A 22,463-nucleotide genomic window follows, 5' to 3' on the forward strand; every position below is an offset into this window, starting at 1 on the left:
GACGGCCCCCACGGCGATGGTCCCCGCGGCGACGGCCCGCGCGCCGAAGGCCCCCGGGGTGATGGTCCGCGTGCCGAAGGCCCCCGGGGTGACGGCCCGCGCGGCGACATGCCCCCCGCGCCGCAGTTCGACACCGTCGCGGCGAACCAGCGCCTGACGCAGGCGGGCTACAGCGCGTTCGGCCTGATGCGCCAGGAGGGACCGCGCGTCCTGCTGGACGCGACCAATCCCGACGGGGAGACCGTCACCCTGGAACTGGACCCGCAGGGCCAGCTGGTGCGCGAAACCGCCCGCTGATCGCGGCGCCGGCTGCGCCGCAAGGGCCGTCCCGTCCGGGGCGGCCCTTTTCCCATGCCGCGACGGGCTGACCAAGAAGACACTTTGCCTTGGCGCGGCCCCGGTCTAGGCTGCGGGCCAAGCCAAAGCCCTTGGCGTCGTGTCATTTTATCGACACGCATGCCCGATAACGGGAAACGGCTGAGTGACAACGACATGGAGGATCTTTCTATGACACGGATCGACCGACGCGGCCTTCTGCGCGGGGCTGCGGCCACGGCTGGCGTGGCGCTGGCCTCTCCCTATCTGGCGCGCGGCGCCATGGCGCAGGGTGCGGGGCAGGTGAACATCTTTGCCTGGGCCGGCTATCTGAACGACGAGATCCTGGGCGCCTTTCAGGAGGCCACGGGCATCACCCCGAATTTCACCCCCTATGGCACCAACGACGAGCTGCTGAACCAGCTGCGTGCCAACAACGGCGCCGGGTTCGACCTGATCTGGCCGACCGTCGACCGCGTCCCGAACTATGTCGAGTTCGGCCTGATCCAGCCGCTGGACGAATCGCGCATCGAGGTCGCCAAGGTCCTGCCCAGTGCCTGGGAGAACTCGGTCAACCTGGGCGCGGTCGTGGACGGCAAGCGGTACCAGGTGCCGACCGACTGGGGCACCGAGGCGATCGCCTTCGACACCGAACAGAACCCGCTGGAATACGGCACCGCGTCCTATGGCGATCTGTGGAAGGACGGCGCGCAGGCGACCGTGCGCGGGCATTCCTCGCTGATCGGCCTGGGGCTGTGGCTGGAGGCCGAGGGCAAGCTGCCGCGGCCGCTGCTGGATGCGTTCACCGATCCCGATGCGCAGATCGAGATCTTCGACGTGATCCTGGCCGAGGCCATCGCGCGCAAGGGCAACATTATCCAGTTCTGGACCAACGAGAACGAGGCCCAGGGCGCGTTCCGCGTCAACGGCGCGACCGTGGGCCAGACCTGGGATTCGACCGCGGCCGCCCTGGCGTCCGAAGGTCTGCCCGTGGGCTTCATCGCGCCCAAGGAAGGCGCGCTGGCCTGGATGGAGGGTCTGTCGATCCCGACGGGGGCGGCGAACCTGGACGGCGCCTATGCCTTCATCAACTGGTTCCTGACGCCCGAGGCCGGCGCGATGTACACCAACGCGACCAAGATCAACTCGACCGCGGTGGGCTCCGATCAGCTGACCTCGGACGAGGCCAAGGCCTTTTTCGCCGCCGCCTATCCGGGCGACGCGCTGGAGAAGCTGTGGTGGTGGCCGATCCAGGAAAGCTGGTACATCACCAAGCGCAACGAGTATCAGGACCGCTTCCTGTCGGCCTGAACCCAACCGGGGGCGGTTTGCGCCGCCCCCCAATTCCTGCAGGAGACACAATGTCCCATTCGGTCGAACTTGCCGGCATCGGCATGACTTTTGGCACCACCCGCGCCGTCAGCGATGTCAGCTTCAAGGTCGAGGCCGGAGAGTTCTTCTCCATCTTGGGGCCTTCGGGCTGCGGCAAAACCACGATCCTGCGCATGATCGCGGGCTTCATAGAGCCGACCGAGGGGCGCGTGCTGATCGGCGACCGGGACATGAAGGGGCTGGGCCCCAACCAGCGCCCGACCGCGATGATCTTTCAGTCGCTGGCCCTGTTCCCGCTGATGTCGGTGCGCGACAACATCGCCTTCGGTCTGGAGGCCCGCGGGGTCGGCCGCGCCGAACGCCGGGCCAAGGCCGACGACCTGCTGCGCCTGATCGCGCTGGAGGGATACGGCGACCGCATGCCGGGCGAACTGTCCGGCGGCCAGCGTCAGCGCGTGGCCATCGCCCGCGCCCTGGCCGTGGAACCGGGCGTCCTGCTGCTGGACGAACCGCTCTCTGCTCTGGACCTGAAGCTGCGCCAGCACATGCGCGCCGAACTGCGCGCGCTCCAGAAGCGCACGGGCGTCACCTTCATCTATATCACCCACGACCAGTCCGAGGCGCTGGCCATGTCCGACCGCGTCGCCGTGATGTCGGCGGGTCTCTTGCAGCAGGTCGCCACGCCGCGAGAGCTGTACGACAACCCCGCCACGCCCTTCGTGGCCCGCTTCGTGGGCGAGACGAACGCCATTCCCGGCCGCATCACCGACGTGCAGGCCGGCACCGCCCGGATCGAGACCGACCTGGGCCCGCTGACTGGTCGCGCGGGACAGGGTGCCGCGCCGGGCGTGCAGGGCACGATCTATGTCCGCCCCGAGGCGCTGGTGCCCGGTATCGACCAAAACCCCCTGCAGGCGCAGATAGAGCGTGTCGATTTCGAAGGATCCTTTGCGCTGGTCCACGGCCGGTTCGACGGCGGGACAGCGCTGACGGCATCGGTGCCCTCGACGCGGCTGGCCGATGCGCCGGTTCCGGGCAGCCGGGCAGGGTTCGGGTTCGACGCGGGACATGCGGTGGTGCTGGGCGATGGGTGATCTGAAAAACCGTTTCGGACCGGGGCTTTCGACGATATTCCTAATCCTGGTCCTGTTCTGGCTGGCCGTGATGGTCCTGGCCCCGAACCTGATGATGATCGACTATGCCCTGCGACCGAACCTGCCGCCCGCGGCGCTGGGGGGGCCGGACGACACCTATACGCTGTCGAACATCCTGTATCTTGCCGGAGAGCCCACGCACCGCGCGATCTTCCTCAAGACGATCTGGGCCAGCGGCCTGGTGGCGGCGGTGACCTTTGCCGTCTGCTATCCCATCGCCTTCTGGATGGCGCAGCGGGCCACGACGGGGCAGTTGGCCATCGCGATGATGCTGATCATCATCCCCTTCTTCATCAACGAGGTGCTGCGGACGCTGGCTTGGTTCATCATCCTGGCCTATCGCGGGCCGCTGAACGCGGTGCTGACGAATATCGGCCTGATCGACGCACCGATCCGCTGGCAGGGCGACGGAGGCGTGCTGGCGGCGATGGTCTATGCCTATATCCTGTTCATGCTGCTGCCGATCTACAACGCCATCGAATCGCTGGACAAAGCCCAGATCGAGGCCGCCCGCGACCTCGGCGCGTCGCCCTGGCGCATCCATACCCGCGTGGTGATCCCCCATGCCAAGGCCGGGATCGCGACGGGTTTCGTGTTCACCTTCATGCTGGCCGCTGGCAGCTATGTCGCGCCCGCGCTGCTGGGATCGCCCGGCAGCCGATGGTTCACCGAGATCATCTACAACTGGTTCTTCGAGGGCGGCGACTGGAACCGCGGCGCGGCCTATGCGCTGGTGCTGCTGGTGCTGTGCCTGGCGGTCGTCCTGATCACCTTGCGGCTGTTCCGCGTCAACCTGACGGATGTCGCGAAATGAGGGCGGAACGCATCTTCGGCGCCATGTTCTGGCTGTATCTGATGGTCTTCGCGGCCTATCTGTTCGCACCGCTGATTATCATGGGCGCGGCCAGCTTCAATGAAAGCCGCTTTCCCACGGTGATCCCGTGGCAGGGGACCACGACGGAATGGTTCGCCGCCATGTGGGCGGACGCCGCCATGTGGCAGTCGCTGTGGACATCCGTGCTGGTCGCGGTCTGCGTGGTGGTGATCGTGGTGCCGGTGGGCACGGCGGCGGCGCTGGTTCTGACATCGCTGCATGCGCGGGCGCGCAGCTTTGCCTATGCGGTGATGGTGTCGCCCCTGCTGACGCCGGGGGTGGTGATCGGGATCTCGACCCTGATCCTGTGGCGGCAGATGGGCGTGGGCGGCGGGGTGTTCCTGATCGTGCTGGCGCAGTCCACCTTCATCATCTGCTATGTCATGCTGATGGTCATGGCCCGCCTGCAGCGGTTCGACCGCACGCAGGAGGAGGCGGCCCTGGGTCTCGGCGCCAGCCGCGTGATGGTGTTCCGCCGCGTGACGCTGCCGTTCCTGCGGCCCGCGCTGATCGCGTCGGCGGGCCTCGCGGTGCTGCAATCGATCGAGAACTACAACACCACGCTGTTCGTGCGCGGGTTCGAGACGCCCCTGACCGTCTTCATCGCGACCAAGGTCCGCACTGGCCTGACGCCCGCGGTGAACGCGTTGGCGCTGGTCATCATCGTGGCCACGGTCATCGGTGCCATCGCCTATGAGGTCGCGCGGCGCAGGCGCGCGGCCTAGCCGTTCGGCAGGATCAGGTCGGGCGCACGGCTGGCGGTCAGCACCAGTTCCATGTTGGGCAGGTCGTTGGCCTCCAGCTTGGCGCGGGCCTGATCGGGGGGCAGGTCGCGCCAGCGGGCCGTCAGGCGGGCCCGCAGCACCGCCTGCGGCACGTCCAGCATCACGGTCAGCGCGAAATGACGCCCCAGGTCGCGCCAGCCGGGCCGGTCCAGCAGCAGATAGTTCCCCTCGACCAGGATCAGCCGGGCGCTGGCGGGAATCTCACGCGCGGCGGCGCGGCTGATCTCCAGGTCGCGGTCGAAGACGGGGACCAGCACGTCGCGGCCGTCATCGGCGGCCAGCCGATCCAGCATGACCGCAAAGCCGTCCAGGTCGAACGTCCAGGGCGCCCCCTTGCGCGGCAGATCGCCGCGTGCCGACAGCAGCCGGTCGTCCAGGTGATACCCGTCCATCGGCAGCAGCGCCGCCCCCGGCAGATCGGCCAGAAGCGCATCGGTGACATGGCTCTTGCCCGCGCCCGGCGGGCCCGCCAGGGCGACCATGGTCCGGCCGGGGCCGCGGGCCATGGTCCGCAGGCGCTCTCTCAGGTCGGGAAGATCTGTCGTCGTGGTCATCATATCACCTTTGAGGGCCTGTCACCGCGATCCTTTTCCGATATTCCGGAACCATTCAAGGCGGCAGTGCCTTGAAGCAGACGACAGGGTCTGGGGCAGGCTTACAAGGGACGCGACGTGGACGAACGGGACGACTGGCACCTGACCGAGGCGCTGCATCATGAACATGGACGCGGCGATCCCTTCGCGGCCGCGGTGCGGGCAACGCGCATGCCGATGATCATCACCAACCCCAGCCTGCCCGACAATCCCATCGTCTTTGCCAATGACGCGTTCCAGCGCCTGACCGGGTACGACCGCGACGAGCTGATGGGTCGCAACTGCCGGTTCCTGCAGGGGTCGCAGACAGACCAGGACACGATCCGCCGCCTGCGCGAGGCGGTCGAGAACGGGACCGACATCTCGGTCGATATCCTGAACTATCGCAAGGACGGGACGTCGTTCTGGAACGCGCTGTATCTCAGCCCGGTGCGTGACGATGCGGGCCGCATCCGGTTCTTCTTTGCATCGCAGCTGGACGTCACCGACCGGATCGACGTGCAGTCCCGCATGGCGCGCGAGAAATCGCGGGTCGAGGCCGAGGTGACACGCCGCGTCGCCGAACTGCGCGATTCGCTGGATGCACAGCGTCTGCTGCTGCACGAGGTCGATCACCGCGTGAAGAACAACATGACCATGATCGGGTCGATCCTGCGCCTGCAGCTGCGCGAGGCGGCGGACAGCGACACGGCCGACATGCTGCGCGCGATGATGACCCGGATCGACGCCTTGGCCACGGTGCATCGCCACCTGTACCAGTCCGACGACGTGACGCGGTTCGACATCGGATCCTACGCCGTCAACCTTGCCTCCGACCTGACGCAAAGCCGGGCCGGTTGCGACATCCGCATCCGCGCCGATCTGGGCCGGGCCGAGGTGCCTGCGGGGCAGGCGGCGGCGATCGGGCTGATCGTGAACGAGATCCTGGCGCACATGATCCGCCCCGAAAACGTCGCGAAGGGCCAGGTCTTCGACATCTCGTCGCGGACGACGCCCGCGCGGGTCGAGCTGTCCATCGGCTTCGGACCTCCGGGCCAGGGGGACGCCGAGGCCGATCCGGTCTATTCGCCGTCCGGGGTGAACGAACAGATCATCTCTCGGCTTGCCGCACAGACACGAACCCGCGTGGCCTGGTCCAGGACCGATCAAGGGTCGATCCAGGTCAGCGTCGTCATCGACAAGGAAATTCCATGAACCGCCCCAAGGCGCCGCTGTCGATCCTCGTGGTCGAGGATGAGTTCATCATCGCGATGGACATCGAGATGATGATCGAGGATGCCGGCCATCAGGTTCTGGCCGTGGCATCATCGCTGCAGGACGTGATGGCCCTGCCCACAGAAAAGGCCCCGGACGTCGCGTTGGTCGACATGCAGCTGGCACGCGGCAGCACCGGCCTGCAGGTCAACAGCGCCATCCAGAAGCAGTGGCCCGACACCATCGTGGTCTTTGTCACGGCCAACCCAAAGAAGATTCCCGACGATTTCGACGGCGCGCATGGCGTCATCGCCAAGCCGTTCTCATCGGCGGGGTTCGTCGCCGCGCTGAAATACCTGGAGGAGGGCGTGTGCGATCCGCCCCCCGTGTCGCCCGAACCCGGCAGCTTCGTGGCCTCGCCCGCCTTCGCCGCGCAATGGGGCGTCAGTCCAGAGGAGCGGTGATCACCACCCGCAGACCGGGCGCATTCGTGTCCGACTGCAACTTGCCGCCTAGCTGCTCGACCAGCGACGCCACCATCCGCATGCCAAAGCCGGTGCCCTTGATGGACCCGTCCGACCCCACGCCGTTGTCGGTCACGGACAACAGCATCCCGTTGCGCGTCTGCGACAGCACGACCGACACCGGGCCGGGCTGGCCGTCATAGGCGTACTTGATGGCATTCGCGACGATCTCGTTGGTCAGCAGGCCGATGCTGACCGCACGGTCCGCCGATACCAGAATTGGCGCGAATTCGGTCTGAATCGCGTCGGCCCATGCCGGGTCCAGCGACGATTTCATGTCACGCAGCAGATCGTCCAGATAGATCGCCAGGTCCACGATCTGGGCGCTGTCGTCCTGATAAAGGCGGCGATGGACCAGGCTGACGGCCGACAGTCGGCTTTGCGCCTCGTCCAGCTGGGTGCGGACCAGGGGATCGGCGCCGCGGCCCTGCATGCGCAGGAAGGATGCCACCAGGGCCAGGCTGTTCTGGACGCGGTGGTTGACCTCGCGCAGCAGGAATTCCTTTTGCTGGATCAGGCTCTCGTTCTCGCGCAGCGTGATGGACAGTTCGGCGTTCAGCCGGCGGATGCGTCGCGAGCTGCGGGCTTCCAGCATCAGGCGGACCAGGCGGCTGGCGGCCTCGACCTCGGCGGCGGTCCAGGGGCGCGACTTGCCGCGCACCTCGTCGGACCAGGCCGCAAAGGATGCGCGCGGCTCCAGCGTGGCGCCGGGGACCGTGGGGACGTCCTTGTGCGGGTTGCCGGCCCAGGTCACGACCTGCAGCTTTTCGGCGCGGAACCACATCAGGATCGTCGGCACCTCGGTCGACATGGTGACCGACAGCATGCCGCTGGCAACGTCGCGATAGGCCGCCGCCGCAGGGATGACGCGTTCCAGGTTGGAACTGACAAAGGGGGTGATCGCCGCCGACTGGCGCACATGGTCGGCCAGATGGCGCAGCGCCGCCGGATCGGGGCAGCTGCCCGACGAGAACAGCTCGCTGCCCTGAACGGCGGCAAAGCCGTCGGCGCCCACCAGCTCGGCCAGCGGTCCCGCGGATTGCGCGAAGAACTGGTCCAGCTGGTCGTCGGGACCAAGACGGGCCAGGACGGTATCCTCGTGCGCGCGCAGGCGGATGCGTTCGCGGTACAGCACCGTCTCCTCGCGCAGGCGGATCTGGCGGGCCAGGCTGTCGGCCAGGGACTGGCAGGCCAGACGCGTCGCCAGCGACAGGTCGCGCGGTTCGGGATGGTGGCAGGCGACAAGACCCCACAGGGCCCCGTCCTTGATGATCGACATCGACGCCGATGCACCCACCCCCATGTTGCGCAGATAATGCAGGTGCACCGGAGAGACGCTGCGCAGCATCGAATCGCTGAGGTCGATGGCCTCGATCCCGGGAACGCTGCCGGTGATCGGCTGGACCGGGGCATGCACGTCGGCAATGACCCGCACGCGGTTGCGCACGTAAAGGGCGCGCGCCTGGCGGGGAATGTCGGATGCCGGGAAATGGTGGTTCATGAACGTGCCCATGCCCTCGGCACGGCTTTCGCCCACCACGGCCCCGGCCTCGTCATCGATGAAGCGATAGATCATCACCCGCGCGTGGCCGGTCAGCTGGCGGAACACGCCCGCCGCGTTCCGCATCAGGTCGGGCAGGGACGACGCCCGTTCCAGCACCGCGTCCAGCGCCTGCATCCGGCCCAGGAAACGTGCATCCAGCGGCGGCTGATCCAGCGCGGGCAGCATTTCGATCACGACATGCGCGCCGCTGCGATAGGCCAGCAGATCCCAGGGTGCCCCGTCGATCATCACGGGTGCCAGGGGAACGGGACCGATCTCGGGCAGATCGTCGATCGCATTGCGCAGCACGCCGCCAAGCGCCTGCGACAGGGTCTGGCCGATCAGGTCGCGCGTCAGGCCGTCAGCGCGTCCTGCGGCGCCGACGATCCGGCCATCGCCCGGGTCGACGATCAGAAGGTGGCCATGCGCCTGGATCGATCCCGGGACATGGATGGGTTCGCGGTCGCAGGCAGTCAAATCACGGGCATCGGCAGGGTTGGGCAGGGCTGTGGACATTACGGATTTCTAAGGCGGACCAGGTCAGCCGTCCAATTGCTTTTCGTTTACCGTTGCGTAAATGCGGTCATGGCGGTCTGGAACACCGCCCGCGCGGCGTTGACCGCCCGCGCGGGGTCCGGGTCCGCGGCATGAAGCCAGTCCAGGAACCGCCGCCACCGGCGCGGATCGCCCGTCTGCAGCGCCAGGTGAGATGCACCGTGGCCCGCGGTGTACCCCAGGGCCGCTGCCCTGCGCGCGATCAGCGTCGCACCGATGGACGATCCTTCGACCACATACAGTGCACCCGCGACGGACGCGGCGTCGGGCAGGGCAGGCGAGGCCACAGGGGTCGGGCGCCCTGCGCCAAGGTCTGCCAGATCGCGCGCCGTCGCATCCGACAGCATCACCGGCCGCCAGCCGATCCGGGCGGACCCGGCCTCCAGCAGCGGATCGATGGCGCTGCGAAACGCGTGGCTGCCGCGCAGATAGGCCAGATAGGCCGCCGGGCTGTCCAGCGCGCCCACCTGCGCATCCAGCGTGGCGTGCAGATCGCCGGTGCCGTCGCGAAGGACGCTGCGCAGAACATGCTGGGTCACCGGGGCCTCGGGCGGGTTGGGGCGGCGCGGGGCCGCATTCCGGGGCGCCCTAGCAGATCGGCGGGGCAGGGGCCAGCGGCGGCGGTGCTGGCAAACCGCGGCACCATCCCTATGATGGCGCCACAGGCGCGCCCCCGGGCGACGCGATCACCGACGGAGGCGGAATGAACCAGGACCAGGCACAGGCGCTGTTGCGCGACATGTTCGATGCGGCTGTGGGCGCCGCCGATCCCGCGCAGGTGCTGGCCGATCATCTGCCGCCCAAGCCGCAGGGCCGCTGCATCGTGGTGGGCGCGGGCAAGTCCGCCGCCGCCATGGCCGCCGCGCTGGAGGCCGCTTGGCCCGATGTCGACCTTTCCGGCATCGTGGTCACACGACATGGGCACCAGGTTCCGACGCGGCGCATCACCGTGTGCCAGGCGTCCCACCCGGTGCCTGACGCGGCGTCGCAGGATGCCGCCGAACGAATCCTGGCTGCGGCCAAGGCGGCGGGACCGGACGACCTGGTGCTGGCGCTGATCTCGGGCGGGGGGTCGGCGCTGATGGCGGCGCCCCGCGCGCCGCTGACGCTGGAGGACAAGATCGTGGTCAACCGCCTGCTGCTGCGGTCGGGGCTGACGATCGAGGACATGAACCGCGTCCGCCGGCGCCTGTCGGCGATCAAGGGCGGGCGGCTGGCGCAGGCGGCCGCGCCCGCACGGCTGGTGACACTGGCGATCTCCGATGTGCCGGGCGACGATCCGGCGGCCATCGCGTCCGGTCCGACGGTGCCGGACCCCACCGCCGGACAGGACCTGTCCTGGCTGGTCGACCGGCTTGGCCCGGCCCTGCCGCAGGCGGCGCGTGATCTGCTGATGGCGCCGCCGCAGCCCGCCGCGGCCTTCGACGCCGATTACCGACTGATCGCCACGCCGCAGATGTCGTTGCTGGCGGCCGCCCGCGTGGCGGAGCGGGCCGGGGTGACGCCCGTCCTCTTGGGGGACGCGCTGGAGGGAGAAGCCGCGCAACTGGGCATCGCCATGGCCGGCATCGCCCGCGCCACCGCCGCCCATGGCACCCCCGCCCCGGCCCCCGCGGTCCTGCTGTCGGGCGGAGAGACGACCGTGACCATCGGCCAGGGCGATCCCGGCCGCGGCGGGCGCAATACCGAGTTTCTTCTGTCCCTGGCCGTGGCGCTGCGCGGGCAGCCGGGCATCCACGCGCTTGCCGCGGACACCGACGGCATCGACGGGACCGAGGACGCGGCAGGCGCCATCATCGGCCCCGATCTGCCGCAGCGGGTCGCGGAGCTGGGCCTGGACATGCGTGCGGCCTTGGCGGGGCATGACAGCTACAGCCTGTTCGACGCGACGGACAGCCTGATCCGCACCGGGCCGACGCTGACCAACGTCAACGATTTCCGGGCGGTGCTGGTGGTCCCGGCCGACTAGGCCAGGATGCCCGGCTGGTCGATGCGCAGCCGTTCCAGGATGTGTTCGATATGGCTCAGATGGTCGCGCAGGGCGCCTGCGGCGGCCTCGGGGTCGCGGGCGCGCAGGGCGGCCAGGATATCCCGATGCTCGATGAACGCGGTCGAGGCGCCGTAGGACAGCGATAGAAAGCGCGCGCGGTCCATGTGGCCCTTGTTGTCGCGCACCAGGTTCCAGACGAATTCCTTGCCCGCCGCCGCGCAGATGTCGCGGTGGAACTGGTCGTCCAGGGCATGGAAATCGCTGCGCCGGTCCTCCCGGCTGGCGGCCTCCTGCAGGTCGATCAGGCGTTCCAGGCCGTCCCAGTCCGACGGCTGCAACGTCAGCGCCGCGACCCGCATGGTCGCCTGTTCCAGCGCGCTGCGGATGAAATAGGCCTGCATCACCGCCTCGGTCGAGATCGGGGTGACGGTGGTCGCGCGCTGCGGGCGGATCTGGATGAAGCCCAGCTGCGACAGCCGATAGAAGGCGTCGCGCACCGGTTGGCGCGACACGCCCATCCGGGCCGCGACCTCGGCCTCGGACAGCTTTGCGCCGGGGGGCAGGTCCAGCCCGACGACCCGTGCATAGAGATGCTCGAAGATCTGGTCGGTGACGGTGCGGGGGCGCAGATCCTGCAGCGGTGGCAAGCTGTCCAGTTCCTGAACCGACATGATCATCCCCGCGTTGACCGAACCTGTAAACTAGCATATTAGACGACTAGCGGAATGGCAAGTGAGTCGGAGGGGGATCACATGACACTGCTGGACGACGACCGCCTGTTCCCGACCCATGGCCGCGCCCGCGATCTGGCCCGCGCGCTGTACGAACAGGTGCGCGACCTGCCGATCGTCAGCCCGCACGGCCATACCGATCCGCGCTGGTTTGCGGAGAACGAGGCATTTCCCGACCCCGCGCAGCTGTTCGTGACGCCCGATCACTACGTGTTCCGCATGCTGTGTTCGCAGGGGGTGGCGCTGACCGAGCTGGGGGTGCCCCGCGCCGATGGCGGGCCGACCGAATCGGATGGCCGGACCATCTGGCGGCTGTTCGCGCGGCATTATCCGCTGTTTCGCGGCACGCCGTCGCGCCTGTGGCTGGACCACAGCTTCCAGCACGTCTTCGGCATTGACCGCCGCCTGTCCGAAGACACGGCCGACTGGTATTACGATCACATCGCCGAGTGCCTGGCCCGGCCCGAATTCCGGCCCCGCGCGCTGTTCGACCGTTTCAACATCGAGGCGATTGCCACGACCGAGGCCGCGACCGACGATCTGCGCTGGCACCGGATGATCCGCGACAGCGACTGGGGGGGCAGGGTCATCACCGCCTATCGTCCGGACGGCGTGATCGACCCCGAGATAGCCGGGTTCGTCGACAATGTCGCGCTGATGGGCCAGCAGACCGGGTTCGACACCGCGACCTGGGACGGATACCTGGACGCGCATCGGGCGCGTCGGGCGTTCTTCATCGACCATGGCGCGACGTCCAGTGACCATGGCCATGCCTCGGCCCGGACCGAGGATCTGCCCCGCGACCAGGCCGCTGCGCTGTTCGCCAAGGCTCTGCGCGGCACCTGCACCGCAGAGGAGGCCGACGTGTTCCGCGGCCACATGCTGACCGAGATGGCGCGCATGAGCCTTGACGACGGGCTGGTCCTGCAGATCCACCCCGGGTCGCGCCGCAACCATTCCGACGACGTGCTGGCGATGTTCGGCCGCGACAAGGGCTTCGACATCCCTGGCCGCACCGATTACGTGACCGCGCTGCGACCGCTGCTGAACGCGGTGGGCATGGACCCGCGTCTGACGGTGATCCTGTTCACGCTGGACGAGACCGCCTATGCCCGCGAACTGGCACCGATGGCCGGGGTCTGGCCCTGCCTGCGGCTGGGTCCGGCCTGGTGGTTCCATGACAGCCCCGAAGGGATGCGCCGCTTTCGCGAGATGACCACGGAAACGGCGGGGTTCTACAACACCGTGGGGTTCAACGACGACACGCGCGCCTTCTGTTCGATCCCGGCCCGTCACGACGTGGCGCGCAGGGTCGATTGCGCCTGGCTGGCCGACCTGGTCGCATCGGGACGTCTGGAGGAGGACGAGGCCCCCGAGGTGGCGCGCGACCTAACCTATGGCCTGGCCAAGCGGGCCTACAAGCTTTGAGCATCTGTATCTGGGAGGATAACATGAAACTGCTGATGACAACCCTGGCGGGCCTGCTGGCCTCGGCCAGCTTCGCCACCGCCTGCGAGATCACGCTGCGGTCGTCCGATACCCATCCCGACGGCTATCCGACGGTCGAGGGCGTCAAGGCCATGGCCGAGGAGGTCCGCGAGAAGACCGACGGCCGCATCTGCATCGAGGTGTTCCCGTCGTCCCAGCTGGGCGAGGAGAAGGACACGATCGAGCAGACCCAGTTCGGCGTCATCGACATGGTCCGCGCCAGCTTCGGGTCGTTCAACGACATCGTGCCGGTCACCCAGATCATGTCGCTGCCCTATCTGTTCACGTCCGTCGAACACAGCCACGCGGTCCTGGACGGTCCCATCGGCGAGGAGATCGCCGCCGCGTTCGAGGAGCGCGACCTGGTGGCGCTGGCCTGGTACGACGGCGGCGCGCGCAGCTTCTACAACTCGCAGCGGCCGATCCAGTCGATCGCCGACCTCGAGGGGATGAAGTTCCGCGTCATGCAGAACGACGTGTTCGTCGACATGATGGATGCGCTTGGCGCCAACGCCACGCCGATGCCCTATGGAGAGGTCTATTCCAGCATCCAGACCGGCGTGATCGACGGGGCCGAGAACAACTTTCCCAGCTATGACAGCTCGGGCCACGCCGAGGTCGCCAAGTATTTCACCTTGGACGAGCACCTGATCGTTCCCGAACTGGTCGCGATGTCCAAGACCAGCTGGGACAAGCTGACCCCCGAAGATCAGGCGATCCTGCGCGAGGCCGCGCAGAATTCCTCGACCCTGCAGCGCGAGCTGTGGGCGGCGCAGGAACAGGAATCGCTGGACAAGGTGACCGCCGCCGGTGCCGAGGTCATCACCGAGATCGACAAGACCCCGTTCATCGAGGCGATGGTGCCCGTCTACGACAAGTACGTGACCACCCCCGAGAACAAGGACCTGGTCGAACGCATCCGCGCGACCCAGTGACATCACGCCGCCCGCGGACCTCGCGGGCGGCCCTTTCTTTTCCGGGGGATGCGCGATGCGCGAGGGGATGATCAGATTTGCCACGCTGACCGGCGCGGTCGCGCAGGCGGCCTTGTGGCTGGCGGGAATCGGGCTGGTCCTGATGACCGCCTTTGTCTTTGCGCAGGTGTTCTTCCGTTACGTGATGGGGTCCAGCCTGTTCTGGGCCGAACCGGCCGCCGTCATGCTAATGGGCTGGTTCATCTTCCTGGGCGCCGCCGTGGGGGTCAAGGAAGGCTATCACCTGTCGTTCGACGTGGGCCTGATGGTCGTGCCGGAAAGCTGGCGGCCGTGGTTCCACAGCCTGTCCGATGTGGTCGTGACGGCCTTCGGCTTCGGCATGGCGTGGTTCGGCTGGCAACTGGCGGCGCGCGCGGCCAGCGGCGTGGTGCCGGGCATCGGCATTTCGCGGCTGTGGGATTTCGCGCCGCTGATCGGGGGCGGCATCCTGCTGATGCTGTTTTCAATCGAACGCATCCTGCGCCGCGCGGCGGGGCTGAAGACGATGCGCTTTGGTGACATGGACGACGCCGCGGACGGCGTCGTCGACGGCGCGCCGGGTGCGGTGCGCGCCGATGACCTTCTGGACGGCAAGGCTGCGCGCCCCCGCGAAAGGACCTGAGATCATGGAATTGTGGATCCTGTTCGGCAGCTTCGTGACGCTGCTGATGATCGGCACGCCGGTGGCCTTCTGCCTGGGCGTGGCCAGCTTTCTGACCGTCCTCTATATGGGACTGCCGCCGGTGGTGGTGTTCCAGCGCCTGAACAGCGGCATTTCGGTCTTTGCGCTGATCGCCATTCCGTTCTTCATCTTCGCGGGCGACCTGATGGTGCGGGGCGACATCGCCCGGCGCCTGGTGGCGCTGGCCGGTGCGATGGTCGGGCACATGCGCGGCGGGCTGGGCCAGGTCAACATCATAGCCTCGCTGATGTTCGGCGGCGTGTCCGGGTCGGCCGCGGCCGACGCCAGCGCGGTGGGCGGCCTGATGGTCCCGCAGATGAAGGCGCGCGGATACGACGTCGACTATGCCGTCAACATCACGGTCGTCAGTTCCATCATCGCGCTGATGATCCCGCCCAGCCACAACATGATCATCTACTCCATCGCCGCCGGGGGCCGTCTGTCCATCGCAGACCTGTTCACCGCCGGCATCATTCCAGGCCTGCTGCTGGCGGTATCGCTGATGGTCACCGCCTGGTGGGTCGCGCGCCGGAAGGGCTATCCGACCGAGCCGTTCCCGGGCCTGCGGATGCTGGGCGCGCTGTTCGTGTCCGCCATGCCCGGCCTGATCCTGATCGCGATCATCTTCGGGGGCGTGCGGTCGGGCTGGTTCACGGCGTCCGAATCCTCGAACGTGGCGGTGGTCTATGCGCTGCTGGTGACGGCCCTGGTCTATCGCAGCCTGCCCTGGTCCGAATTCGTCGAGGCGACCAAGGGTGCTGTGCGCACCACCGCCATGGTGCTGCTGGTGATCGGTTGCGCGGCCTGTTTCGGCTGGCTGCTGGCCTATCTGCGCGTGCCGACACAGCTGGTCGAGATCCTGCAGAGCGTGTCCAGCAACCCCATCGTGATCCTGCTGATGATCAACATCGTCCTTCTGATCCTGGGGACGTTCATGGACATGTCACCGCTGATCGTCATCACCACGCCGATCTTTCTGCCGGTCGCCACCGCCTTCGGCGTCGATCCGGTGCATTTCGGGGTCATCATGATCCTGAACCTGGGGATCGGCCTGTGCACGCCGCCCGTCGGCGCGGTGCTGTTCGTGGGCTGCGCGGTGGGCCGCATCAGCATTTGGCAGGCGATGCGCACGATCTGGCCGTTCTACGGCGCGGCCTTCGCCACGCTGATGCTGGTCACCTATGTCCCGGCGCTGTCGCTGTGGCTGCCCTCCGTGTTCCGCTGATGGAGGTGTCGCAATGACCGATCCCGTCCGCTCCGTCCTGGCCCATGCGCCGGACCTGATGGTCGTCCGCTTCGCCTTTGCGGCGGGCGACCGGGGCGCGCTGCACAGTCATCCGCATGTGCAGTCGACCTATGTCCAGTCGGGCCGCTACCGCTTCACCATCGACGGCCAGCCGTCCGAGGTCGGGCCCGGCGACGCCTTCATCATCCCCTCGGGCGCCGAACACGGCTGCCTGTGCCTGGAGGAGGGTGTGCTGATCGACAGCTTCACCCCCCGCCGCGACGATTTTCTGTGAAAGGACCCCTGATGACGCATGTCGAAACCCGCCACGCGATCCACCCGGACCACGCCCGCGGCATGGACACCGCCAAGCTGCGGCAGCATTTCCTGGTCGAGGGTCTGTTCGCCGCCGGTCAGATCCGCCTGACCTATACGCATTACGACCGCTTCGTGGTTGGCGGCGCGGTCCCGGACGGGGCGCCCCTGACCCTGGACGCCATCGACGAGACCCGCACGCCCAGCTTCCTGGACCGCCGCGAGATGGGCATCGTCAATATCGGCGGGCCGGGCCGGGTGGAGGCCGCGGGGCAGGGCTGGGACATGGCCAATGGCGACGTGCTGTATCTGGGCATGGGCGCGGGGGCGGTGACGTTTTCGGGCGGGGGGCGGTTCTACATCACCTCGGCGCCTGCGCATCGCGCACTGCCGCATCGGCTGATCACCGTCGATCAGGCCAAGAAGGTCGAGATGGGCGCGACCGCGACCTCGAACAAGCGCGTCATCAAGCAGTTCATCCACCCGCTGGTCATGGAAAGCTGCCAGCTGGTGCTGGGCTATACCTCGTTGCAGGAAGGGTCGGTCTGGAACACCATTCCCGCCCACGTCCATGACCGCCGGATGGAGGCATACCTCTATCACGGCATGGCGCCGGAATCGCGGGTCCTGCACCTGATGGGCGAACCGCAAGAGACGCGCCACCTGTTCGTGGCCAACGAACAGGCGGTGCTGTCGCCGACCTGGTCGATCCATTCGGGTGCGGGCATCGGCGAATACACCTTCATCTGGGCGATGGCGGGGGACAATGTCGACTATACCGACATGGACTTCATCCAGCCGGAGGACCTGCGGTGAACCCCTTTTCCCTTGAGGGACGCACCGCGCTGGTCACCGGCGCCAATACCGGCATCGGCCAGGCCATCGCCGTGGCCTTGGCGCAGGCCGGGGCGGACGTGATCGCCAGCGGCCGGCGCGACTGCGCCGAGACGGTGGCGATGATGAGCCAGGTGTCTGACAAGGCGGGGCGGTCGCTGACCTTGGATTTCGCCGATCCGATGGCGGCGCGCGACGTGTTCGCGGACCAGCCCATCGATATCCTGGTGAACAATGCGGGCATCATCCGCCGCGACGATGCGGTCGATTTCACCGAGGCCGATTGGGACGCGGTGATGGACGTGAATGCCAAGGCGCTGTTCTTCACCTGCCAAGCCTTTGCGCGCGCCGCCCTGCCACGGGGAAGGGGTAAGATCATCAACATCGCGTCGTTGCTGTCCTTTCAGGGCGGCATCCGGGTACCGTCCTATACCGCGTCGAAACATGGCGTGGCGGGGCTGACCAAGCTGATGGCTAACGAATGGGCCGGGCGCGGGCTAAACGTCAACGCCATCGCCCCGGGCTATATCGAGACGAACAACACGCAGGCGCTGCGCGCCGATCCCGACCGCAGCCGCGCCATCCTGGAGCGCATCCCCGCCGGCCGGTGGGGCCGCCCCGAGGACATCGCTCAGACCGCTGTGTTCCTGGCCGCGCCCGCGTCCGATTACGTCAACGGCGCGATCCTCAACGTCGATGGAGGCTGGCTTGCCCGCTAGGTTGCACCATACCCCGTCCTCCGCACCCGCGGGCATCGTTCATCTGGGCCTGGGCGCATTCTTTCGCGCGCATGGCGCCATCTATGTCGAACAGGCCATGGCGGCCTCTGGCGGCGACTGGGGCATCATCGGCGTGTCGTTGCAATCGCCCGGCACGTGCGACCGGCTGGCCCCGCAGGGCTGGGCCTATACCGCGCTGCAGCTGGGACCGGAGGGAGAGACCGCACAGGTCGTCACCGTGCTGCGCGACGTTCTGGTCGCGCCCGAAAACCCCCAAGCCGTGCTGGACGCAATGACCGCATCCGCGGTGCGGATCGTTAGCCTGACCGTCACCGAAAAGGGCTATTGCCATGAGCCTTCCACGGGGCGGCTGAATGCCGATCACCCCGACATCCGCCACGATCTTAACAATCCGCTGCCCAGATCGGCGCCGGGCTTTCTGGTCCGGGCCCTGCAGGCGCGCCGCGTGGCGGGTATCCCGCCCTTCACCGTGCTGTGCTGCGACAACCTGCCGGAAAACGGCCACATCGTGCGTGGCGTCGTGCTGGACCTGGCGCGACTGATCGACCCCGATCTGGCCGCCTGGATCGAGGCGCAAGGGGCCTTCCCCTCGACCATGGTCGACCGCATCGTTCCGGCCACCACGCCCGCCGATCTGGACCGGGTCGAGACCCTGACGGACCGGCGCGACGAGGCCCCGGTGATGCACGAACCCTTCCGCCAATGGGTTGTCGAGGACCGGTTCTGCAACGGCCGCCCGGACCTGGGCGCGGTCGGCGTGCAGCTGGTCGACGACGTGACGCCGTTCGAGCACATGAAGCTGCGGATGCTGAACGGCACCCATTCCAGCCTGGCCTATCTGGGCTATCTGGCCGGGCACCAGACCATCGCCGACACGATGGCCGACCCGGTGATGGCGCAATTCGTCGATCGTCTGTGGCGGTCCGAGATCATCCCGGCGCTGACGCCGCCGCCGGGCACCGACCTTGCGGCCTATGCCGACGCGCTCGCGGCGCGCTATGCCAATCCGGCGATCCGTCACCGGACCTGGCAGATCGCCATGGACGGCAGCCAGAAACTGCCGCAGCGCATCCTTGGCACCATCGCCGAAGGCCGCGCCGCCGGGCGGCCCGTACCTGGGCTGACCTTGGCCGTGGCGGCCTGGATGCGCTATGCCTCGGGGCGCGACGAGGCGGGTGGGACGATCGAGGTCAAGGACCCGCTGGCCCCGCAGATGGCCGCGCTGTGGCGCGACGATCCGGCGGCGACGGTCGACGGGTTCCTGGCCCTGTCGCAGGTCTTTCCCGCCGTGCTGCGCGACGATGCAGGGTTCCGCGCGGACCTGACCGATGCGCTGACCCGGCTGGTGCGTGATGGCGCGCGGGTCGCCGCAAGTGGCTGAACCGCTGGTCCTGAACCCGTCGGACACCGTCGCCATCCTGACCACGCGCGGCGTGGCGCCTGCCGGACACAAGATCGCCCGCGCGGACATCCCGCGGGGGGCGGCGGTGGTGAAGTACGGGCAGGTCATCGGCTATGCCACCTGCGACATCGTCGCGGGCGATCACGTTCACAGCCACAACCTGGCCTTTGGCGATCACGACCGCGACCAGACCCCCGGCGCCGGGCTTGCGGCCGCGCGGGCGGCTCTTGACCGGCATCGCGGGCCGGAGTTGCAGTTTCAGGGCTATCACCGCGACGGCGGACAGGTCGGCACGCGCAACTTCGTGGCGCTGGTGGCGACGGTCAACTGTTCGGCGACGGTCATCCGCCGCGCCGCCGACGAATTGCAGGCCGAGGGCGCGCTGGCCGATTATCCGAATGTTGACGGGGTGGTGGCCTTTGCCCATGGATCGGGCTGCGGGATGGCCGACAGCGGACCGGGCTGGATCGCGCTGCAGCGGGTGCTGACGGGGCATGCCGGGCACCCGAACGTCGGGGCCGCACTGTTCGTAGGGCTGGGCTGCGAGGTGATGCAGATCGCCCGCATGAAACAGGAGTTGGGACAGGCCGCGCGGTTTCACGGGCTGACGATCCAGGACAACGGTGGCACCCGCGCGACCATCGACGCCATCAAGGCCCGTGTCCGCCAGATGCTGCCGCAGGTCAATGCGGTGACGCGCGCACCCGCCCCGGCATCGGCCCTGCGGATCGGGCTGCAATGCGGCGGGTCGGACGGATTTTCGGGCATCACGGCCAACCCCGCACTTGGGGTGGCCTGCGATATCCTGGCCGCGCAAGGCGCATCGGTCGTGCTGTCCGAGACGCCCGAGATCCACGGCGCAGAACGCCTGCTGCTGGACCGCACCGCCGACCCCGCGTTGGCCGACCGTCTGCTGGCACGCCTGCGCTGGTGGGAGGGGTATGCCGCGATGAACGGTGCCTCGCTGGACAACAATCCCAGCCCCGGAAACAAGGCGGGCGGGCTGACGACGATCCTTGAGAAATCCCTGGGCGCGGTGGCCAAGGCGGGCGCCACGCCGCTGAACGCTGTCCTGGATTATGCCGAACCCATCACCGCGCAGGGCCTGAACTTCATGGACACGCCGGGTTACGACCCGGTCTCGGCCACGGGTCAGATCGCCGGGGGGGCCCAGCTGATCGTGTTCACCACCGGGCGCGGATCGGCCTTCGGGTCGAAACCCGCGCCCACCCTCAAGCTGGCGACGAATGATGCGCTGTTCGCCGCAATGCGCGACGACATGGATTTGAACTGCGGCGACGTGCTGTCCGGTGTCAGCCTTGACGACAAGGGCCGCCAGATCGTCGATCTGATCCTGCGCACCGCCTCGGGCCAGGTCACACGAAGCGAGGCCCTAGGCCTGGGCGACCACGAGTTTCTGCCCTGGCAGATCGGCGCGGTGCTGTAGTCAGCGCCGCGCGTCCTCGACCGCCTGCCGGATCAACGCGCCCGGATGGCGGATCACCTGTCGCCCAAGCGCGTGCCCGGCCCGGATGGCACCGGCGCAATCGGCCCCCGTCAGCCGTGCCGCCAGATAGCCCGCATTGAAGCTGTCGCCCGCGGCGGTGCTGTCGACCGGGGTCTCGACGCTGAGATCGTCGATGTGGCCCGCACCATCGCGCCCGCCGAACCGGATCGGCCCACCGCCATTCTTGACCACCACCTGGCCCGCGCCCAGGGCCAGATAGCGGTCCAGCGTCGCCTGCGGATCGGCATCGCCGAACAGCGCGGCCTCGTCGTCGAAGCTGGGCAGGACCAGATCCGCGCGGCCGGCGGCGTCCTGCGTGACCGCACGCATGGTGTCCGCGTCGGCCCAAAGGCGCGGCCGCAGGTTGGTGTCGAAGACGACCGTGGTGCCGGCCTGCCGCGCCCGGTCCAGCGCCTGCATCAGGCCGATGCGTCCCTGCGGGGGCAGGATCGCCAGCGTGATCCCCGACAGATAGGCCATTGCGCAGCCCTGAAGGGCGGCGTGCAGCAGGGTCGGGTCGTCGGCCAGCCGCCGCGCCGCGGACGTGTCGCGCCAGTAGGAGAAGCTGCGTTCCCCGTTCGTCAGGCTGATCGCATAGAGGCCGATCTCGGCATCGGGCTGACGGCTGACATGGGCGGTGCCCAGCCCTTCGGCCCGCAGGAACTCGACCATCCGGGTCGAAAAGTCGCCCGTGCCGACCCGCGTCAGATAGTCGACCTGCCAGGCGTCGTCCAACAGGCGGCGCAGATACCAGGCCGTGTTCAGCGTGTCGCCGGCAAAGCCCATCCGCCACAGGTCCGGATCGGGGGCGCGTGACATCTCGACCATGGCCTCGCCGATGGACAGGATGCGGATAGGGTCGGCTTGCGGCATGCTTCGGGACCTTTCAGTCGGTGAAATAGTCGGGATGCGCCGCGGCCATCTGCGGCAGTTCGGTCAGCATCTGGCGCAGATGCGTGCGGATGGCATCTTCGGCGCCATCGGCGTCGCCGGCCTGCAGCGCGGTCAGGACGGCACGGTGCTGGGCGATGGTCTGGCTGCGGTCGAAGACGCGCATCGACAGGTGCCGCAGGCGGTTCATCTGGGCCTTGAGCCGTTCCAGATCCTGCCAGACGGCGCCCTGATCCGCCGCCAGGGCCATGGCCCGGTGGAACCGGTCGTCCGATTCGATGAACCCCGGCACGTCGCCTTCGATATCGCACCTTTCCTGCACGGTCAGTTCGGCGGCCATCGCGGTCAGGTCGGGGCGGGTGGCGGCCACATGGCGGGCCAGGTCGCTTTCCACCGCCTCGCGGATGAAGCGCGCCGACAGCACCGCCCGCATCGAGATGCGCCCGATATAGGTGCCCCGTTGGGGCAGCACTTCGGCCAACCCATCGGCGGCAAGCCGGATGAAGGCCTCGCGCACGGGTTGGCGCGACAGGTTGACCTGGGCCGCGATCTCGGTCTCCGACAGGCGCGTGCCCGGCAGCAGGTCGCCGCGCAGGACGCAGCGGTACAACCAGTCATGGACCTGCTGGGCGGTCGTGGTAGCGCGGATCGGAATCATGTCAGGCCCTTTTCGGCAAATTTATACCATACTTCCATACCAGTAAAGAGCATCGGTCGGTCGATAGCATTTTAGAAAGGATTCGCTGCCAGAATGGCGCAGCGGACGTCAAGATGACGCGACACCGCAACCCCGACCAACCCTGTCGACGGCAGTT

22 protein-coding genes and 1 pseudogene are annotated in these 22,463 nt (G+C 68.0%); 17 read left to right on the plus strand and 6 right to left on the minus strand.

All coding sequences use genetic code 11. The features are described 5' to 3' along the window. The 5 genes and pseudogenes from TW83_RS04925 to TW83_RS04945 form a co-directional block, all read left to right on the plus strand. Positions 1–297 (plus strand): annotated as a pseudogene (locus TW83_RS04925) (hypothetical protein); the annotation flags it as partial. A 210-nt stretch (positions 298–507) separates the two neighbouring features. Next, the gene (locus TW83_RS04930) at positions 508–1,626 is read left to right on the plus strand and encodes an extracellular solute-binding protein (protein WP_045981663.1); all 1,119 of its coding nucleotides are present in this window, start codon (positions 508–510) and stop codon (positions 1,624–1,626) included. A gap of 50 nt (positions 1,627–1,676) precedes the next feature. Beyond that, complete coding sequence (locus TW83_RS04935) at positions 1,677–2,741, plus strand: ABC transporter ATP-binding protein (protein ID WP_045981664.1); 1,065 nt, start codon at positions 1,677–1,679, stop codon at positions 2,739–2,741. Then, a complete protein-coding gene (locus TW83_RS04940) occupies positions 2,734–3,615 on the plus strand; it encodes an ABC transporter permease (protein WP_045981665.1) in 882 nt (293 codons plus the stop codon). The genes TW83_RS04935 and TW83_RS04940 overlap by 8 nt, the downstream gene beginning before the upstream one ends. Continuing rightward, on the plus strand, positions 3,612–4,400 hold the full coding sequence (locus tag TW83_RS04945; protein WP_045981666.1) for an ABC transporter permease: 789 nt from the start codon (positions 3,612–3,614) through the stop codon (positions 4,398–4,400). The genes TW83_RS04940 and TW83_RS04945 overlap by 4 nt, the downstream gene beginning before the upstream one ends. On the opposite strand, the gene TW83_RS04950 is transcribed toward TW83_RS04945, so the two are convergent. Further along, entirely contained in the window at positions 4,397–5,014 is a 618-nt protein-coding gene (locus TW83_RS04950) for a hypothetical protein (protein WP_052714647.1), read from the minus strand. The two genes, TW83_RS04945 and TW83_RS04950, sit on opposite strands and share 4 nt — an antisense overlap. Positions 5,015–5,131: 117 nt before the next feature. Here TW83_RS04950 and TW83_RS04955 point away from each other — a divergent pair, with 117 nt between their 5' ends. Together TW83_RS04955 and TW83_RS04960 are read left to right on the plus strand one after the other, a co-directional pair. Then, positions 5,132–6,247, plus strand: coding sequence for a PAS domain-containing protein (locus tag TW83_RS04955; RefSeq protein WP_045981667.1), 1,116 nt, complete (start codon positions 5,132–5,134; stop codon positions 6,245–6,247). Beyond that, complete coding sequence (locus TW83_RS04960) at positions 6,244–6,711, plus strand: response regulator (protein ID WP_045981668.1); 468 nt, start codon at positions 6,244–6,246, stop codon at positions 6,709–6,711. The genes TW83_RS04955 and TW83_RS04960 overlap by 4 nt, the downstream gene beginning before the upstream one ends. On the opposite strand, the gene TW83_RS04965 is transcribed toward TW83_RS04960, so the two are convergent. Continuing rightward, the gene (locus TW83_RS04965; RefSeq protein ID WP_045981669.1) at positions 6,692–8,830 is read right to left on the minus strand and encodes a histidine kinase dimerization/phosphoacceptor domain -containing protein; all 2,139 of its coding nucleotides are present in this window, start codon (positions 8,828–8,830) and stop codon (positions 6,692–6,694) included. The two genes, TW83_RS04960 and TW83_RS04965, sit on opposite strands and share 20 nt — an antisense overlap. Before the next feature lie 47 nt (positions 8,831–8,877). Beyond that, positions 8,878–9,408 carry a biliverdin-producing heme oxygenase gene (locus tag TW83_RS04970; protein WP_045981670.1) on the minus strand — a complete coding sequence of 177 codons (531 nt, stop codon included), beginning with the start codon at positions 9,406–9,408 and terminating at the stop codon, positions 8,878–8,880. Between the two features lie 164 nt (positions 9,409–9,572). On the opposite strand from TW83_RS04970, the gene TW83_RS04975 reads away from it, so the two are divergent. After that, positions 9,573–10,838, plus strand: a complete 1,266-nt coding sequence (locus tag TW83_RS04975; protein ID WP_045981671.1) for a glycerate kinase — start codon at positions 9,573–9,575, stop codon at positions 10,836–10,838. On the opposite strand, the gene TW83_RS04980 is transcribed toward TW83_RS04975, so the two are convergent. Then, positions 10,835–11,530 (minus strand): GntR family transcriptional regulator, encoded by a 696-nt coding sequence (locus TW83_RS04980; protein ID WP_157001347.1) that lies wholly within the window; start codon positions 11,528–11,530, stop codon positions 10,835–10,837. The genes TW83_RS04975 and TW83_RS04980 overlap by 4 nt on opposite strands. 81 nt (positions 11,531–11,611) lie before the next feature. Between TW83_RS04980 and uxaC the strand changes: the two genes are divergently transcribed. The 9 genes from uxaC to TW83_RS05025 all read left to right on the plus strand — a co-directional run bounded on the left by uxaC (position 11,612) and on the right by TW83_RS05025 (position 20,697). Continuing rightward, positions 11,612–13,018 (plus strand): glucuronate isomerase, encoded by a 1,407-nt coding sequence (gene uxaC / locus TW83_RS04985; protein ID WP_045981673.1) that lies wholly within the window; start codon positions 11,612–11,614, stop codon positions 13,016–13,018. A gap of 29 nt (positions 13,019–13,047) precedes the next feature. Continuing rightward, positions 13,048–14,013 carry a TRAP transporter substrate-binding protein gene (locus TW83_RS04990; RefSeq protein WP_127899390.1) on the plus strand — a complete coding sequence of 322 codons (966 nt, stop codon included), beginning with the start codon at positions 13,048–13,050 and terminating at the stop codon, positions 14,011–14,013. A gap of 67 nt (positions 14,014–14,080) precedes the next feature. Next, positions 14,081–14,674: a TRAP transporter small permease gene (locus tag TW83_RS04995; protein WP_239441287.1), complete on the plus strand. Its 594-nt coding sequence runs from the start codon at positions 14,081–14,083 to the stop codon at positions 14,672–14,674. A 4-nt stretch (positions 14,675–14,678) separates the two neighbouring features. After that, positions 14,679–15,959 carry a TRAP transporter large permease gene (locus tag TW83_RS05000; RefSeq protein ID WP_045981675.1) on the plus strand — a complete coding sequence of 427 codons (1,281 nt, stop codon included), beginning with the start codon at positions 14,679–14,681 and terminating at the stop codon, positions 15,957–15,959. Between the two features lie 13 nt (positions 15,960–15,972). After that, on the plus strand, positions 15,973–16,254 hold the full coding sequence (locus TW83_RS05005) for a cupin domain-containing protein (protein WP_045981676.1): 282 nt from the start codon (positions 15,973–15,975) through the stop codon (positions 16,252–16,254). Between the two features lie 11 nt (positions 16,255–16,265). Continuing rightward, complete coding sequence (gene kduI, locus TW83_RS05010; protein ID WP_045981677.1) at positions 16,266–17,090, plus strand: 5-dehydro-4-deoxy-D-glucuronate isomerase; 825 nt, start codon at positions 16,266–16,268, stop codon at positions 17,088–17,090. Further along, positions 17,087–17,827, plus strand: coding sequence for a 2-dehydro-3-deoxy-D-gluconate 5-dehydrogenase KduD (kduD, locus tag TW83_RS05015; RefSeq protein ID WP_045981678.1), 741 nt, complete (start codon positions 17,087–17,089; stop codon positions 17,825–17,827). Before kduI ends, kduD begins: the two co-directional genes overlap by 4 nt. Further along, the gene (locus TW83_RS05020) at positions 17,805–19,229 is read left to right on the plus strand and encodes a mannitol dehydrogenase family protein (protein WP_045981679.1); all 1,425 of its coding nucleotides are present in this window, start codon (positions 17,805–17,807) and stop codon (positions 19,227–19,229) included. The genes kduD and TW83_RS05020 overlap by 23 nt, the downstream gene beginning before the upstream one ends. Next, a complete protein-coding gene (locus TW83_RS05025) occupies positions 19,222–20,697 on the plus strand; it encodes an altronate dehydratase family protein (protein WP_204245719.1) in 1,476 nt (491 codons plus the stop codon). Before TW83_RS05020 ends, TW83_RS05025 begins: the two co-directional genes overlap by 8 nt. Here TW83_RS05025 and TW83_RS05030 read toward each other — a convergent pair whose 3' ends face one another. Together TW83_RS05030 and TW83_RS05035 are read right to left on the minus strand one after the other, a co-directional pair. Beyond that, positions 20,698–21,630, minus strand: a complete 933-nt coding sequence (locus TW83_RS05030) for a sugar kinase (protein ID WP_045981681.1) — start codon at positions 21,628–21,630, stop codon at positions 20,698–20,700. Positions 21,631–21,643: 13 nt separating this feature from the next. Continuing rightward, a complete protein-coding gene (locus tag TW83_RS05035; protein WP_045981682.1) occupies positions 21,644–22,306 on the minus strand; it encodes a GntR family transcriptional regulator in 663 nt (220 codons plus the stop codon). Between the last annotated feature and the right edge of the window lie 157 nt (positions 22,307–22,463).

This window comes from Paracoccus sp. S4493, assembly GCF_000967735.1.
GTDB classification, from domain to species: Bacteria; Pseudomonadota; Alphaproteobacteria; order Rhodobacterales; family Rhodobacteraceae; genus Paracoccus; species Paracoccus marcusii.

Excerpts from the sequence above, each read along its gene's own strand:
- TW83_RS04945 (WP_045981666.1), top strand. The coding sequence starts at position 3,612 with ATGAGGGCGGAACGCATCTTCGGCGCCATGTTCTGGCTGTATCTGATG.
- TW83_RS05005 (WP_045981676.1), top strand. The coding sequence starts at position 15,973 with ATGACCGATCCCGTCCGCTCCGTCCTGGCCCATGCGCCGGACCTGATG.
- TW83_RS04975 (WP_045981671.1), top strand. The coding sequence starts at position 9,573 with ATGAACCAGGACCAGGCACAGGCGCTGTTGCGCGACATGTTCGATGCG.
- TW83_RS05020 (WP_045981679.1), top strand. The coding sequence starts at position 17,805 with ATGGAGGCTGGCTTGCCCGCTAGGTTGCACCATACCCCGTCCTCCGCA.
- TW83_RS04950 (WP_052714647.1), bottom strand. The coding sequence starts at position 5,014 with ATGACCACGACGACAGATCTTCCCGACCTGAGAGAGCGCCTGCGGACC.
- TW83_RS04995 (WP_239441287.1), top strand. The coding sequence starts at position 14,081 with ATGATCAGATTTGCCACGCTGACCGGCGCGGTCGCGCAGGCGGCCTTG.
- TW83_RS04940 (WP_045981665.1), top strand. The coding sequence starts at position 2,734 with ATGGGTGATCTGAAAAACCGTTTCGGACCGGGGCTTTCGACGATATTC.
- TW83_RS05035 (WP_045981682.1), bottom strand. The coding sequence starts at position 22,306 with ATGATTCCGATCCGCGCTACCACGACCGCCCAGCAGGTCCATGACTGG.
- kduI (WP_045981677.1), top strand. The coding sequence starts at position 16,266 with ATGACGCATGTCGAAACCCGCCACGCGATCCACCCGGACCACGCCCGC.
- uxaC (WP_045981673.1), top strand. The coding sequence starts at position 11,612 with ATGACACTGCTGGACGACGACCGCCTGTTCCCGACCCATGGCCGCGCC.
- TW83_RS04935 (WP_045981664.1), top strand. The coding sequence starts at position 1,677 with ATGTCCCATTCGGTCGAACTTGCCGGCATCGGCATGACTTTTGGCACC.
- TW83_RS04980 (WP_157001347.1), bottom strand. The coding sequence starts at position 11,530 with ATGTCGGTTCAGGAACTGGACAGCTTGCCACCGCTGCAGGATCTGCGC.
- TW83_RS04930 (WP_045981663.1), top strand. The coding sequence starts at position 508 with ATGACACGGATCGACCGACGCGGCCTTCTGCGCGGGGCTGCGGCCACG.
- TW83_RS04965 (WP_045981669.1), bottom strand. The coding sequence starts at position 8,830 with ATGTCCACAGCCCTGCCCAACCCTGCCGATGCCCGTGATTTGACTGCC.
- TW83_RS04960 (WP_045981668.1), top strand. The coding sequence starts at position 6,244 with ATGAACCGCCCCAAGGCGCCGCTGTCGATCCTCGTGGTCGAGGATGAG.
- TW83_RS05030 (WP_045981681.1), bottom strand. The coding sequence starts at position 21,630 with ATGCCGCAAGCCGACCCTATCCGCATCCTGTCCATCGGCGAGGCCATG.
- TW83_RS05000 (WP_045981675.1), top strand. The coding sequence starts at position 14,679 with ATGGAATTGTGGATCCTGTTCGGCAGCTTCGTGACGCTGCTGATGATC.